Annotated in this window: 10 protein-coding genes; 5 read left to right on the top strand and 5 right to left on the bottom strand. The window is 64.6% G+C overall.

Annotated elements, in window-relative coordinates; translation table 11 throughout:
• Positions 1 to 12 precede the first annotated feature (12 nt).
• Positions 13 to 2,487, top strand: coding sequence for a glycoside hydrolase family 3 protein (locus ACLIMP_RS16220; RefSeq protein WP_054436400.1), 2,475 nt, complete (start codon positions 13 to 15; stop codon positions 2,485 to 2,487).
• A gap of 99 nt (positions 2,488 to 2,586) precedes the next feature.
• A complete protein-coding gene (locus ACLIMP_RS16215) occupies positions 2,587 to 3,954 on the top strand; it encodes a MarR family transcriptional regulator (RefSeq protein WP_324699162.1) in 1,368 nt (455 codons plus the stop codon).
• Positions 3,955 to 5,384: 1,430 nt separating this feature from the next.
• On the opposite strand, the gene ACLIMP_RS16210 is transcribed toward ACLIMP_RS16215, so the two are convergent.
• The 5 genes from ACLIMP_RS16210 to ACLIMP_RS16190 all read right to left on the bottom strand — a co-directional run bounded on the left by ACLIMP_RS16210 (position 5,385) and on the right by ACLIMP_RS16190 (position 11,883).
• Positions 5,385 to 6,620 (bottom strand): replication initiator protein A, encoded by a 1,236-nt coding sequence (locus tag ACLIMP_RS16210; RefSeq protein WP_443478547.1) that lies wholly within the window; start codon positions 6,618 to 6,620, stop codon positions 5,385 to 5,387.
• Positions 6,621 to 7,094: 474 nt separating this feature from the next.
• Positions 7,095 to 8,189, bottom strand: coding sequence for a ParB/RepB/Spo0J family partition protein (locus tag ACLIMP_RS16205; protein WP_054436402.1), 1,095 nt, complete (start codon positions 8,187 to 8,189; stop codon positions 7,095 to 7,097).
• Between the two features lie 94 nt (positions 8,190 to 8,283).
• A complete protein-coding gene (locus ACLIMP_RS16200; protein ID WP_054436403.1) occupies positions 8,284 to 9,477 on the bottom strand; it encodes an AAA family ATPase in 1,194 nt (397 codons plus the stop codon).
• A 196-nt stretch (positions 9,478 to 9,673) separates the two neighbouring features.
• Positions 9,674 to 10,675, bottom strand: a complete 1,002-nt coding sequence (locus ACLIMP_RS16195) for a GSU2403 family nucleotidyltransferase fold protein (protein ID WP_054436404.1) — start codon at positions 10,673 to 10,675, stop codon at positions 9,674 to 9,676.
• A 62-nt stretch (positions 10,676 to 10,737) separates the two neighbouring features.
• The gene (locus tag ACLIMP_RS16190) at positions 10,738 to 11,883 is read right to left on the bottom strand and encodes a GGDEF domain-containing protein (protein ID WP_082370256.1); all 1,146 of its coding nucleotides are present in this window, start codon (positions 11,881 to 11,883) and stop codon (positions 10,738 to 10,740) included.
• Positions 11,884 to 12,017: 134 nt separating this feature from the next.
• On the opposite strand from ACLIMP_RS16190, the gene ACLIMP_RS16185 reads away from it, so the two are divergent.
• From ACLIMP_RS16185 to ACLIMP_RS16175, 3 genes are all read left to right on the top strand, one after another.
• Positions 12,018 to 12,905 (top strand): LysR family transcriptional regulator, encoded by an 888-nt coding sequence (locus ACLIMP_RS16185; RefSeq protein WP_054436405.1) that lies wholly within the window; start codon positions 12,018 to 12,020, stop codon positions 12,903 to 12,905.
• Positions 12,906 to 13,027: 122 nt separating this feature from the next.
• The gene (locus ACLIMP_RS16180; RefSeq protein WP_185999211.1) at positions 13,028 to 14,038 is read left to right on the top strand and encodes an N-acetyltransferase DgcN family protein; all 1,011 of its coding nucleotides are present in this window, start codon (positions 13,028 to 13,030) and stop codon (positions 14,036 to 14,038) included.
• Positions 14,038 to 15,039, top strand: coding sequence for a dipeptide epimerase (locus ACLIMP_RS16175; RefSeq protein WP_443478546.1), 1,002 nt, complete (start codon positions 14,038 to 14,040; stop codon positions 15,037 to 15,039). Before ACLIMP_RS16180 ends, ACLIMP_RS16175 begins: the two co-directional genes overlap by 1 nt.
• Positions 15,040 to 15,321 lie beyond the last annotated feature (282 nt).

Below are 15,321 nucleotides of genomic sequence, written 5' to 3'. Positions count from 1 at the left end.
GCAGGAGACTTCATGACCCGCCTTTCCCCCGCCGCTTCCCTGTCGATCCTTGCCCTGGCGCTGGCCGGTGCGGCGGGCGCGCAATCGCCCTCCCTGTCCGCATCTTCCGTGGCCAATCCCGCGATCTGGCCCAGGGTAAACGCCCAGCCCAAGCGCGATCCGAAAGTGGAGAAGCGCGTCGATACGCTGATCCGCGCCATGTCCGTGGAAGACAAGGTGGGCCAGCTCATCCAGGTCGACATCGGCTCGATCAAGCCCGCCGACGTGGTGACCTACAAGATCGGTTCCGTGCTGAACGGCGGCAACAGCGGCCCCTATGACGACGAATACGCCTCTCCCGCCAAGTGGCTGCAACTGGCGGACGAGTTCTACGATGCCTCGATGACCCGCAGCGACGGTCGCCCGAAGATCCCGATCATCTGGGGCACCGATTCCGTCCACGGCAACAACAACATCGTCGGCGCCACGCTCTTCCCGCACAACATCGGCCTCGGCGCCGCGCGGGACCGGGACCTGATCCGCAAGATCGGCGAAGTGACCGCGCTGGAAACCGCCGCCGCCGGGCTCGACTGGACCTTTGCGCCCACGCTGGCCGTGGTGCAGGACGATCGCTGGGGCCGCACATACGAAAGCTATGGCGAGGAACCGGAAATCGCGGCCGACTATGCCGGCGCGATGATCGAAGGCGTTCAGGGCAAAGTCGGCACAAAGGACTTCCTCGCCCCGAACCACCTGATCGCCACGACCAAGCACTTCCTCGGAGACGGCGGCACCGGCGGGCGCGACCAGGGCGACACGCGGGTTTCGGAAGAGGTGCTGCGCGACGTCCATCTCGGCGGCTATCCCGCCGCGATCGAGGCAGGCACCCAGTCGGTCATGGCCAGTTTCTCAAGCTGGAACGGCGAGAAGATGAGCGGCAATGCATCGCTCCTGACCGGCGTGCTCAAGGAACGCATGGGCTTCGACGGCTTCGTGGTGGGTGACTGGAACAGCCATGGGCAGGTGAAGGGCTGCACCAACGAGGACTGCCCGCAGGCGATCAATGCCGGGCTGGACATGTTCATGTATTCCGGCCCGGGCTGGAAGCAGCTCTATGAGAATACCCTGCGCGAAGCGAAGGACGGCACCATTCCTGCCGCCCGTCTGGACGATGCGGTGCGCCGTATCCTGCGCGTGAAAGTTCGCGCTGGAACCTTCGACCGTGGTCGCCCGTCGAGCCGCGCCGTCGCGGGCAAGTTCGATGTGATCTCCAGCCCCGCCCACAAGGCCATCGCCCGGCAGGCGGTGCGGGAATCGCTGGTTCTGCTCAAGAACGAAGGCGTCTTGCCGCTCAAGCCGAACGCCAGCATCCTCGTGGTGGGCACGGCGGCGGACAGCGTCAGCCAGCAGGCGGGTGGCTGGTCCATCACCTGGCAGGGCGCGGATCTGCCCAACAGCGCCTTCCCCAACGCCACTTCCATCTGGAAGGGCATCGAGGAAACCGTGAGCGCGGCAGGCGGCACTGCGACTTACGCGCCCGATGGCACTTTCACGAAGAAGCCGGACGCCGCCATCGTCGTCTTCGGCGAAACGCCCTATGCAGAATTCAAGGGCGACATTCCCAACCTCGAATACAGCCCCGGAGACAAGCCCGACCTTGCCATGCTCAAGCGGCTCAAGGCGGCAGGCATCCCGGTCGTCGCCGTGTTCCTTTCGGGGCGTCCGCTCTGGGTGAATGCCGAGCTCAACGCATCGGATGCCTTCGTCGCAGCTTTCCTGCCGGGCAGCGAGGGCGGCGGTGTGTCCGATGTCCTGTTCACCAGGGCGGACGGTGCCATCAATCACGACTTCAAGGGCAAGCTCAGCTTCTCCTGGCCCAAACGCCCCGACCAATACGTGCTCAACCGCCGCGATCCCGGCTATGATCCGCTTTTCCCCTTCGGATACGGCCTGTCCTATGCTGCTCCCGGCAAGGTTGCACGGCTCGACGAAACCCGCCCTGCCGACATGGCGCAGGCCACGCCGGGCGTGTTCTACGGGGCCGGAAAGGTGCCGCCGGGCTGGTCCATCGATACCGAACTGGTAAAGCAATCCGGAATGGATCGCCGCGCGCAGGAGGATGCCCGCCTGTTCACCTGGGCCGCCGGCTCGCCCGGCCGGGTCGCCATCGTCGCACCGCGCCCTCTGGACCTCTCGCGAGAGAGCAACGGTGAAATCAGCCTCGTCGTCCAGTACCGCCTCGGTGACCGTCCGGCCACGCCGGTAAGCATCGGCGTAGAGAGCGGCGGCAAGACCATCAGCGTGCCGGTCGGCGCAACCCTGGCCAAAACGGCGCCGGGCGAATGGGGCTCTTTCGCCATTCCGCTGCAATGCTTCGCCAGTCGCGGTGCCGACATGCACGCCCTGACCGCGCCGCTGGTGCTCTCGGCCACCGGGCCGCTGTCCATCGCCGTCTCCGACGTGAAACTGGACTACATTTCCATGCCGATGAACGCCTGCGGGGACTGAACAAAGGCCCCCTGCCCGCCCTTCCCCCGCGTCCGGCACCGCCGCCGGACGCGGGCATTGCCACGGCATCTCCCTGCCGTCAGCGGGAACTTGCCGTTGTTGCGGGACACGCCCGGTTGGCGTAACCGGCCCGCCTGCCGGGAACCGACGCTTGCGGTTCGCTTTGATGGGCTGATGCCCTTGTCGTTTTCGGCCGGTTCTGCCTCGACACCGCAGGCGCTATCGGGCTGTCGACTATCGATAGCGACTAAAACCTTGACATCAGAGGGTGTATACTTAACCTTACTTAGGTTTCAAGCCCGCTATCCTGATGATTTTCAAGGGTATTTCATGCCCAAGAACGCGCCGAAAGCCTTCGAGACGACACCGGCGGTCCTTTGCGCCCTGCTTCTCGGCCGCATCCAGGTCGGCATTTCACGAGCCGGCGACGGCACCTTGCAGATCCTGGCGGCACGTCTGATCCGCGAAAGCCTCATGGCCGCGCTCCGACAGGAAGGGCACGAATTCACTGACGAACGCTTTTTCACCTGGTACGCAGGCCTTGAAACGCTTTCGGATGGTTCACGGCCTAGTTTACGCCCGCCCAAGGCCCTCTGCCAAGCCATACTCACCGAATTCCGGCATAGCCCTTGGCAGGAACTGGCCGATGCCTCGGAGAGCCTCCTGAAGGCATTTCTGGCCCCCACCGACTTTCTGCGCGGCGGGGAACACGAAGATACGCATTCCGTCATTTCGGAAGCTCGCAGCCTTATTGGCGGGCTTGACGCCGCTGACGATGCCCTGCCCTTCGATCCGGTGCGCATGCTTTTCGCGGCGGCTGCGCGGACCGCGCGCTTCGCCCGTCAGGAAAGAACCCTCGATCTGATCGGCGGTATCGCGGTGGAACGCGAGGATTTGGCAAATTCGCGGTGGGCGCTGGATATTCTGGCCGGGGGCTATCTGGCCCCTCGCCACGGGCTCCCCGTCGCGATGCCGATCCCCGGGCTCGTCGTCTTGCCTCTCGCCCTTCCCGATCCGGACATGCCCGGCGCTGCAAATGCGGATGAGGCGGCAATTTCGGCGCTGCACGATGCGCTCTTCCGGCTCGACCGCTGGCTGGGGGACGCGGAAAGGGATGCCGCCCTGCTGCGCGCTCGCCTTCAGGATCGGCGCAGCAGCGGCCGTGCGCTTCAGCTGGCCCGAAAGCTGTCAGGGTTCGGAGCATTGAGAGGTCGCCAGATCGAGGAACTGCTCGGCGCTTCGCGGCCGGGTGTCGGCGTGATCGTGAACAGCCTCGAAGCTGCGGGGCTGATCGCCACCCATGCTTCACGCAACGCGGCGCGCCTTCATAGCTATGCGCCGGGAGATAGGGTTTCCGATCCCGCCGAAGTTTCGGGGCTCGATTCCTCCTCGCCAGACATCGAGGAATACGAGGCATCGATGCGCCGAATCGACGAACTGCTGAGCCGCTCCTCCTTCGGCGAATAGTCCGACCGGGCAAAGACCGCACGATGCCCTGGCAGTTCGATCCTACAGAGGTGGTTGTCCGAAACGGCTTTGATAACGGACGGTGTGCCGCAAAGGCGGTCTGACGCACAAATCCTGCCTCGATGCCCAGTTAACCGGTGATTTCGGGCCCGATGGACCGGAAAGCCGCAGAAATCTGCGGATTTGCAGGGCTCGCCGTGAGAACGCAGAAACGACACCTGGAGAGGGTTGGGGTGCGGCGAGGCTATCATCGCGCTGTACGGGCTTCTGAGGGCAAATTTCGGGGTATCTGTTTGCGGGCTGGGCGCGGTTGATTCGAATTTGAACCTCGTCTGGCGGTTCGGCGTCGATTTTGCTGCAATTCGGGCGGCCGGGGCGGATCTGATCCCTGAGCCAATTGAGCGACAACCTAAAATGAGGACGCGGGCTTCCACTCTGTGCGGCGAGTGCGGTGAGGGCCTCATCGTCGCCACGCGGTAAGGATCGCGCTTTTTTTTTTGCGATTGCCGCGGCCGCCAGTGTTGCTGGCCTGCGCGGCCGGCAGTCCTCGCGCTGCGCCCTTCCCTCATTCAGTCCGAAATTGAACTTCGTTCTGCGTTAGAATCCTTTTTAGAAGGAATCATTTAGAAGGTTACGCGCGGCCGAACTGCGCGTGACTCGCGCAAGCGTTGCGATTCGGCGAATTGGGGCATTCCCGATATGTCGTCTCTCCGTTCCTGAAGTGACGTTTGACGCGTTCCCGAAGGATCGGGTACCTGTTCCCGAAAGGTCGAGCTGGTGTTCCCGATAGGTCGAAGCATGGCGACAGGGCGTTCCCGGTGTGTCGAAACCCCGGAAAACCGTGGCTCAATTGAATCAGTTTTTCCGGGGGTCACCTGATAAAGGTTCAAAGCACTGCTCGTGCGCTGCATTCGGCAGGTTCACGCCGAGCGGTTCATCGCAGAACGCGACACTTCGGGAACGCCTCCCCTGCGAACCCCTGTTTCCCGGAACGGGAGGCGTTCCTGCGAGCGAGATGATCAGGCCTGCACTGTTCGCCCCTCAGCGTTTGGTTGGGGCCGCTGGATAGGGGCGCGGCAAGCAAGTGCGCACGTGAAGCAGGAATGTCGCCGCGGTGCGGGAAGGGTCAGCGGGCCCGGGCATTCCCTTGAGGGCGGGTTCGGTAGAGAGACCGCCTGACTCGGCCTCCCACCCTGCCCTCTCGGAATCGGGATTTGCAGATGGGTTTTGCCTGCCGATGGGAAATTGGATGGGGATTTCGCAAGGGAGCGCCGCAGGGCTTCAGACCCGGGCGGGGAGTGGCATCGGCGGGGCAGACCCGGCCGGGAGCCGGTCTTGGGTGTCACGCGGGCAAAGAAAAACCCCGGAGACCGTCGCCGATCACCGGGGCTGTCATGGATGGAGGTTCCGCCGTCTGGCCGAACGGGCGGCTAGCCGCGAAGCATCTGGCCATTCTTTTCGTGATGGCGCTTGACCCAGCCCACGAACGCACGCTGCCAGTCGGCGGGGGTTCGTTCCGGCGAGGCGGCGACCCAACGTTCGAACTCGGCGTGAAGGGCATGGAGGTCCCAGCCCGGGCAGTTCTGGCGAAGATAGGCGATGGTCTCGTCCGTCATGAAGCCGCGCGTGGCGGCATCGGAAAGACCGGAGACCGTGCGGCGGATGAGCTGCCGCGCATCGACGGCGGCCGGTTTCCCCGGGGAAACAGGTGCGTTGCCGGCATCCGGTGTAGTTGCCTTGGAGGCCCTGGTCTTTACCGAAATCTCGACTTGCGCCGCAGGTTCGTCGGCTTCGGCCGTTCCGCCCGGCAGCGCGGGCTCGGCCCCGCCCTTCCCGTCCACCCGCCGCATGCGGATCATGGGTTCGCCGTCCTTCGCCGTTTCGACGGACAGGGTATATCCCGGAAGTTCGTCCTTCTCGACGAGCTTCAGCATTTCGAACTTGAAGCGGCGATACTGCCCTTCGGCACCCGACTTTTCGAAAAGAACCGGCATGGTGATGGCAAAACCGCCCTCGCCTGCGCCGCCGGCATGCTTGCGGGCGACCTTGTAAAGCCAGCGTTCCCGCCCGCCTGTGATGTTGAAATAGGCGCGATCGATGGAGAGCACGCCGCCCTTCATCATCACGCCTTCCCAGAACCAGTTCGACAGTTCGATGGTCATGCCGCGCGAACGCTCCGTTCGTTCGTCGACCAGCTGGGTCCAGCCATCAAGCCAGGAGAACGTGGCTTCCCGGCGGTTCTCGGCACGGATATTGGTCTTGATGGTGGTGGCCACGAGGCGGTCCAGCGCCTGGCCGAGCAGTTCATAGGCACGGCCCGTAGTCGGGCGGCCGATCGCGCGGAGCAGGTCGTATGGCATGAGGTGCAGCTTGCGGGGCACGTCGTTCACGCCGCGCCGGGCCATGTCGGCCAGCATGCTGGCACAGTAGATCAGGATATCCGCATCCCAGATCGTGGCCATGCCATAGTCCGGATTGGCGGAGACGTGGACCCACAGCTTGCCGTCCGGGCTCGTATAGTCGATCGGCTTCACGCGCTTGGACTTGGCGAGGCTGAAGAACGGACGCTCCATTATCTCGCGCTGGTCGCGCATCGGCAGGTTGGCGATGTAGGGGAGGAACAGGTCGAACTGTTCGGATGTCGTCTCTTTGTTCGGGCGACTCATCATTTCATTCCGACCGAGGGCCCATGCGAGGGCAGGTGACAGGGTATTCCGGACACGACCCGGCGATGTTTCCCCGGGGAAACAGGACGAGGCGGATTCGGGTGATTCTTGCCATAATGGCGAGGAGGGCAGGGCGGGGCAAATCGCCGCGAAGCTTGGTTGTGCAGAACTTGTGCGTGGTTTTTGGCGCGGTTTCACCGCGCCAGACTGTAGAAGCCGGTGCGGAAGCTGCCTGGAACGGCGCCGATCGCCGCAAGTCTGGCGAGATGATGTTTCCCCGGGGAAACAACCGGGGGGAAACAGGAGGCCGATAAAGAAAATGCAGGGACACCGGCCCCTGCATTCTCATGTTTCGGATCTGAAGTCGGCTTTCGAAAAAGCCAGACCGGGCAAAAGGAAATGCCCGCGAGGGCCGCCGGGATTTCCGGCGGCAGAAACAGGACGGGGCGCCGTCGCCCCGTTCCTGCCCCCATGTCACGTTTGCAGGCCCCGGCCTTCCTCGTCGAGCTGGACGAGCAGGGCCCGGACGGCGGTGAGCACTTCTTCGCGGCTCGCACCGGAGCCCGAATGAAGACGCAAGGTCACGCCCTGGCGGTTGCTTGACTGGACCGATGCCATGGGGCGGCCGTGCCTTGAGGGGATCACCACCGGCTCGGGCTTTGCCCTGTCCATTTCGGGAGCGGCGAGCAGGGCCTTGAGTACATCGGCAGCGGGCAGGGCAGGGCGACCGTCTGCGCGGCGGCCGGCCTGTTCCCGCGCCAGTCGGGTTGCTTCCTTGCGCACGGCGGCCGCCTTGTCCCGATCGTCCAGCAACTGGGCGAGGGGGTAGGCCGGCTTCAGCTGCACATCGGCAGGGGAGGCGAAAGCGGACAGGACGGCGTCCGGGATGCCCGCGACCTTGAGCATCTTGGAAAGCCAGCCCTTGGAGAGCTTGAGGCGTTCGGCCATGCGGGTCATGTGGTTACCGTAGTGATCGCGCAGGGCCTGGGCATAGTTGCGGGCGCGTTCGAGATCCGACACGTCCTTGCGGGCACGGTTCTCGAGATCGGCAAGCCGGAAGGCGGCTTCGTCATCAAGCTGGGCGACTTGCGCCACGAACTGCATGTCGGGGTAGGAATGCGCGCGCAGCCAGGAGATCGACCAGTGGCGGCGCGTGCCGGCGATCACTTCATAATCGTGATCGGCATCTCCCTCGACCCGGCGCACCACGGCGGGAACCTTCTGGCCCCCTTCGGCGACGATGGAGTCGATCAGTTCCTGGCAGGACTCCTCCGAAAGGTGCGCATAGCTGCGGGCGTTGCCCGGCCAGATGCGGACACGGGCCGGATCGAGGAGAAGCTGGGTCACTTGCCGCACTTCGCCGGAAGCGACGCGGGCCAGTGCGCTTTCGCGGCCGAGCAGGGTCGTGCCGCGGGTCCGTTCGGTGCGCAGGCGCGGTTCGGGAGCCGGGTCGGCGGCGGTAGTGGCATCATCCAGCGGCGTTTCGGCGGTGGACGCGACCTGGTCTTCGCCCCCCAGATCGTCGTCGGAAAGCAGCGCTGCCAGATAGTCGGATTGCTTGCGGGCCATGGCTTACCTCGAAGGACGCGCGAGATGGAGAGGTTTGAACATAAGGCGAACAAAGTCGCCGTCTGAGAGGTTTTTTCCGATGCAGGGCAGTGGCTTAGCCATTGACGAGAAGTTCCTCGTCAACCCGCTGCGAGCGGCCCCAGCTGGTGCGGACGAGCTGCTCGATCTGGCCCATGGCTTCATCGAGATTGGCCTTGCAGCGCTTATGCGTACGGGGCGTGCCGATCGGCTTTTCCAGTTCGTAGACGGTCATCATGCGCAAGGCCGCATGGCTGATCTCGGCGCTCTCCAGGATGGGCACGGGAAGCAGAGCCGGTCCGAAAGTCTGCTCCATGATGGTGCGGACCATGTCGTGGCTGGGATCGTTGCCGTCGAACTTCGAGCAGATCAGGCGCACGAAGGAATAGTCCACCGAGATGCCCGCGCCCACGAGCTGTTCGAGCACCTGATCCATCATCGACAGGAACTGTACGGTCGAGCAGAAGTCCGGCGTCGTGGCTGCGAGCGGAACGAGCAGGGCATTGGCTGCCTGCATCACCGCAAGCGAGATCGTGCCCAGTGCCGGCGGCGGATCGAGGATCACCACGTCGTAATCCCGCGCGAGATCCATGAGGCCCGCCTTGAGCTTGCGGAAGCGGGCGGCCAGAACGGACTGTCCGTCCGAACCCGCAGCCGCCAGTTCGTATTCCACATCGAACAGTTCGAGGTTCGACGGGATCAGGTCCACGTTCGGCCACGGCGTGCGCTTGACGGCATAGAGCAGGTCGGCCTGCGTCGGGTCGATCGAGAGATAGGGGTAGAGCGTCTCTTCGCGGGTGATGTTGAAATGCGGGTTGAAGCCGAACAGCGTCGTCGTGGTCGCCTGGCTATCGCAATCCACCACCAGCACGCGGTAGCCTTGCACCGCGAAATAGTGCGCGAGGTGCGTCGTGACCGTGGACTTGCCGACGCCGCCCTTGAAGTTCTGGACCGCGATCATGGCGGGAACGTCGAGCGGGGCACGGGCGGGCGAGGCGCCCAGCACTTCGCGCATGTGCAGCATTTCCTCGACCGTATAGCCGAGCCGGCGTCCGTTTCCGGCAGCCGGAGGTGGCGGCAGGCGTCCGTCGTCTTCGGCCATGCGAATGCGATTCGTGGAGCAGCCCAGCAGGGTCGCCGCTTCGGCGATTCCGAAACGGACATTGAGACCCTTGCGGCTTTCAGGCAGGAAAGCCTTGCGCCGCAGCCGCTCGATCATCTTTTCGCCGGCCTGAGCCATCTCGGCAATACGCTCGACTTGTGAATGCATGTTCTGCCCGCAATATACTTTTGAACGATTTTGCAGGTATATGCATGAACCGATGTTCAGTCGAGCACAAATACAGGAAACAGAATGCCGATTTGAACGGTCTGTGGATATTGAGTCTGCAACGGCATTCGCGGTGCTGAAAGTTCACCGCCTCGTCTGACGGGCTGCGCAGGTGTTCAAATCGCGCGCCAGCGCCTCACCATTGCGAATCCTCCGCGGGGCCTGACTCTTCCTGCCACTGCGTGAAATGCGGCAGGATCTCCTCGGGAATCTCGGCCCGAAAGGCTGCGTCCATCGGATAGTGAGGCATGGCTTCGGCCACCGCGTCCAGCAATGCGAGGCCCTGAACGCGGTCCTTAGGGCGCTTGAGCGGGTTGCGCTTCGCCTGCGCGGCCATCCACAGCTTGTGAAGCGCGAACCAGCGCGGGTCCGGCGCAACGATCCGTGCCGGGGAACCATCGCGGCAACCCACCACCTGATCCACCGGACGGCCAAGCAGCAGCCATTCCTGTTCGGGCAGGGGAACCGGCCGGGGCTGGTCCCTTCCGCCGAGGGTGGCGGCACGCGAGGGCGCCACCAGCAGTTCCACTTCATAGGCGCGGGCGTTGCGCGCCTGGAAATCGCGCTCGGCATTGATCGTGAAAGTCGAATCCACCGCCTTGAGCATGTCCCATACCCGCCGCTCGTTCTCCTGCGCCGAGCGGGAAACCCAGGCGAGGTCGAAATCTTCCGTCTCGTCGGGCAGATCGATCCTGCCGTTGGCCTCGACCATGTAGGCGGCGATCGCATTGGTGCCCACGACCAGCAGGTGCGAACCGAGCAGGGCACGCCGGTCGCACTCGCGCAGGATCGGTCCGGCGTCAGATGACAGCAGCGGCAGACGAAGCGCGCGGTAGAGTGCGGCGCTTTCGGCAAGGGCGGGGCGGAGGCCGCGGATGCGCTCCTTCAGGGCATCCTTGCGCGAATGATAGTCATGGAATTCGGCTTCGCGTTCCGGCGTCAGCGGGCCGAGGCTCTTGCCGTTGCCGCCGCGATCGAAGATGCGGTAGAGATATTCGCGGCCGCTGACCGTCTTGCGCCGCAGATCGTAGGGAAGGGCGGCCAGGTCGCGCTCGGCGTCGATCCATACCTCGTAGCGCTGGCGCAAGTTTACCAGCAGGCGCGATTGTTCGTCACTGAAGGGGCGGATGCGGGGCATGAACGTTTATCCCACAAATATCGGATACGGTAAAGTTGTGGGATAAACGGCCAAATTCCAAGCTAATGAAGGCCTCCATTAGCGGCATTTCGGGCTGCGCGGGCTTCGTCCCTGTCGCGCTTGGCCAGGTAGAGCCGTGCATCTGCTTCGTCGAGGAGGATGGTGAGATCGTCGTTCCGGTCATTGGTCACAACCGTTCCGATCGCGGCGGAGATGGCGATGGTCAGGGTGCCGATGGTGAAGGGCTGCGCGATGGCCGAGACCAGGCGCTGGGCGAGAAGTTCGGCTTCCTCGCCCCGGTGCAGGCCATATTGTAAAACCGCGAATTCGTCTCCGCCGAGGCGGGCGACGATGTCGCCGCTGCGGATCGCGCCGCGCAGCCGGTCGGCCACGAACGCGAGCAGGGTATCCCCTACGGCATGGCCGTGTTCGTCGTTTACCGGCTTGAACCCGTTAAGGTCGAGATAGTGAACCGCAACCAGCCCGGAGGCCGAGATCAGCCGCGCGTTCTCGTCGAAGTATTCGCGCAGGGCCAGCCGGTTCGGCAGCGCCGTAAGGCTGTCGCTGCGGGCGAGCGTGACGGAGAGCAATCGCTTCACGGTTTCCGTCTGCACGATCTCGAAACGCATCGTCAGCGCCTGTATTCCACCCACGAGGTAGGCGGTGGTAACGAGCGCCAGTCCTACGTAGATCGGCGTTGCACGCGCAAAGGCCACCGCGATGCAGGGACCGGCGGCCGCAAGCAGGGAGAGCCCGGCAATCTGCGGACGCCGCCCGACACCTGTGACGACCCCTGCGCAGAATCCCATGACGACGCATATGGCCAGCATGTGTGCTTCGGGATTTTCGAGCGAAAAGACATAGGCGGCAAGCGCGCCGAGAAGAATCGCGAAGCCCACATAAGGGATTGCGAAGGCGACTTCGAGCCGCCGGGCCTCTCGGCTGTGAATGACGGCGGTCAGCACGCGCGCGCGCAAGCGCCGGGCCACTTCTATGCGCGCGGCCCATGTCAGGAGCGCGGCCGTTCCGATGACGAGGATCGTCCCATCGCCCTCCGCGCGGTAGATCAGCACGAAGAACATCGCGAAGACCACGAGCATGTACATGGCCTGTGCGATTGTCTCGTAGAGGCTGCGCACGAGTTCGACGTAGACCCTGTCCGAAAGGGGCTCGGCCGGATTTCCCGCGGTTGACGAAATCACGATCATCTCTCCCAGTGGCCTGCGCTCACGCTGGCGCGACGCCGACTTTATTGTTGTCCACGATCTACGGCATCGCGGCACCGTCTGCCAGTTTTGCCGAGGTGCTTTAACTTCCCGGTTCGGCTGGGTATCCCTGCCACATGAACCTGCGTCACATCGAGGTGTTCCATGCGGTCTACTCGACCGGGTCGGTGAGCGGCGCCGCGCGGCTGCTCAACGTCTCGCAGCCTGCGGTCACCAATCTCCTGCGCCATGCCGAGAGCCTCCTGGGGTTTGCCCTGTTCGAACGATCCCGCGGGAGACTGGTGCCGACCGCCGACGCGCACGACCTTTACGAGCAGGCGGACGAGATCCAGGGACAGGTATACCGGCTTCGCGAAACGGCGCGGAACATGCGGCGGGGCAGGGGGCGCACGCTGCGGCTTTCGGTGCTCCCTTCGCTGGGCATGGAACTGCTGCCCGCTGCGCTGGCCGGATATCTGGCCGGCCATTCCGGCGTTTCCATCGAACTCCACACCCTGCACCACGGCGACATGCCGGCCCGGCTCTATGAGCGGGAGACCGATGTGGTGATCTGCTACACGCCGCCGCGCGAATCTCCGGTGGCCAGCGTGCGGCTCGGCATGGGCGAAATGGTCGCCTGCTACCGCGAACAGGACATGCCGAATGCTCCGGCACGGCTGCCGCTCGGGGAACTGGCCGGCCGGCCCTTCATCTCGACGTTCGACAGCGGGCCGCAGGCATTGGCCATTGCCGCAGAACTGGAACGGCAGGGCGTGGAACTGGACGTGGCAGGGGCATCGCGGACCTATTTCGTTGCCGCGGCGATGGCCCGTGCGGGGCTCGGCGTGACCATCGTGGACCTTCATACTGCCCTGGCCATGAAGGGGCCGGAGATGGCGATGCGGCCGCTCGATCCGCCGCAGTCCTATGAAATTCACGCGGTTTACCTGGAGGCTCGCCCGCCTTCGCGACTGGCGCTGGATTTCCTCGATCATCTTGTCGCCGTCATGGCGGCGGCCGGCTGATCCGGCAGGGCTTGGCCTATAATCGCAGGCTATGGGTTGGCCGGATGTCGGTATGCGCGCCGGGCGGACGGGGCTGCTAATCATGCGCCAGTCCCACAGCAGCAACGATGGATGGCGTTAACATGATCTCCGGCCCCTTTCTTCTCTATATAGGCGACAAGCGTAACCCTCTCGATGTGAAGACCTCGCGCGGGTTGGCCGCGTTCCGTCCGCAGGACTGCATCGGGGAACTGCGTGAGCCGGATGGCCCGCTTTCGCTGGGGCTGCCGTGCATGACGGTGGAGCAAGCGGCGGCGGCAGGTGCGCGGGCGCTGGTTCTGGGGATCGCCACGAGCGGCGGCCGGCTTGAGGAGGCGATGATCCCGCATATTCTCGCTGCGCTCGATGCCGGGCTCGACGTGGTATCGGGCCTGCATCAGCACCTTGGAGAAGACGCCCGGGTGCGCGAGCGCGCGGCAGCGCTCGGCCGCAGGCTTATCGATGTCCGCGCCGCCCCGGCCGGGCTCAAGGTCGGCAACGGTGCACGGCGGTCCGGACGGCGCCTGCTTACCGTGGGAACCGATTGTGCGGTGGGCAAGATGTACACCTCGCTCCACCTCGTGGCGGCGATGAACGCGCGCGGCCTTCCCGCCCGCTTCCGTGCGACCGGCCAGACCGGAATCCTGATCGCGGGCGAAGGCGTGGCGATCGACTGCGTTATCGCCGACTTCATTTCCGGTGCGGCCGAGGCGCTTTCGCCTGCCCGCGAGGATACCGTGTGGGATGTGATCGAAGGGCAGGGGTCTCTGTTCAATCCCTCCTTCGCGGGCGTGTCGCTCGGGCTGCTTCACGGCGCGCAGCCGCAGGCGCTGGTCCTGTGCCACGAAGCCGCGCGTCCGCACATTCGCGGGTTGCCGCATATGCCGGTACCTGATCTCAAGGCCTGCCTCGAAGAGAACCTGCGCTGTGCCCGCCTTACCAGTCCCTCGGTGGAGGCGGTTGGCGTATCGATCAACGGGTCCGGTCTTGCGCCGGAGGATGCCGCCGATTTTCGCGCCCGGATCGAGGACGATCTCGGCTTGCCCTGCGTCGATCCGCTGGTGACCGGGATGGACGCGCTGGTCGATCGGATCGCGGCCGGTAGCTGGGCGTGATGCGCCGCCTTTCCGCCCGCGCCGATCGGCACCGTCTTGCGCAGCCTTTCGCCATCGCACGGGGCACGCGGGAGGCCATCGACCTTGTGACCGTGTCGATCGGGCAGGACGGAAAGATCGGGCGAGGGGAGGGCGCCCCCTCCGCCCGCTACGGCGAGGAGGCGCAATCCGTGCTGGCGCAAGTGCAGGCCATCAGGCCCGCCATCGAAGCGGGGCTGGACCGGCAGGGACTGCTCTCCGTCATGGCGCCCGGCGCCGCGCTAAACGCCGTGGACTGTGCGCTCTGGGATCTTGAGGCGAAACTGTCTGGGGTCGCCGTTGCCGACCGTCTTGGCCCTCTGCCCGGCGGGATCGTGACGGCCATCACCGTGGGTATCGACAGGCCCGAAGGCATGGCGGCGCGGGCCCGCTTCCTTGCCGGCGCGAAAGAGGCGGATGGTCCTGCGCCGCTGCTGAAGATCAAGCTGGACGCCGATGATATCATCGACCGCGTTCAGGCTGTGCGTGAGGCCGCACCGCTGGCCCAGCTCATTGCCGATGCCAATGAAAGCTGGGACATGGCCTTGCTCGAAGGCGTTCTGCCGGCGCTGGCCGCCGCACGTGTCGAACTGCTGGAACAGCCCTTGCCGGCTGGCGCGGATGAACCGCTGGAAGGCTTCGCCTCTCCCGTTCCCCTTTCCGCAGACGAATCCGCGCATGTCGCGGCCGAGGTGGAGTTGCTTGCCTCCCGCTACGATTATGTGACCATCAAGCTCGACAAATCGGGTGGACTGACCGGTGCGCTGGCTCTGGCCGAGGCGGCGCAGGCAGCGGGAATGGGGCTGATGACGGGGTGCATGCTGTGCTCCTCTCTGTCGGTCGCCCCGGCATGGCATCTCGCCGCGCGCAGCCGTTTCGTCGATCTCGATGGACCGCTCTGGCTGGCAGCCGACCATCCGGGCGGGAGCGTACTGGAGGAGGGGCTGCTCCGTGCCCCAAGCGGTCTGGGATGGGGTTGGTAAGCGCCTGTCGTCGCTTCGATTGAAGTCGTTCCGACCTGTATTTCGCTTTGGGAGCCTTGCGCGCGTCTTGGCTCGCGGTGATCCCCATTCGGGACGTGTCATGCCTTTTGCGTGCCGGAAGCTCTCGCGTTCCGCCCCTTGCGCACGCGCCAGACCAGACCGATGTTCCGGATAAAAATCATTATAAATCATATTATTAGTCGGTAGTGACCGCGACGGCTCATCGCGTCCGCCGCCTGTAGGCCGCATCCCGCCATGGTTACCGGTTTCTTATCCCCGAAA

It is taken from the genome of Novosphingobium aeonii, from assembly GCF_052279045.1.
Classification (GTDB): Bacteria; Pseudomonadota; Alphaproteobacteria; order Sphingomonadales; family Sphingomonadaceae; genus Novosphingobium.
Note: the sequence above shows the minus strand (reverse complement) of the source record. Positions and strands in the feature narration are given on the sequence as shown.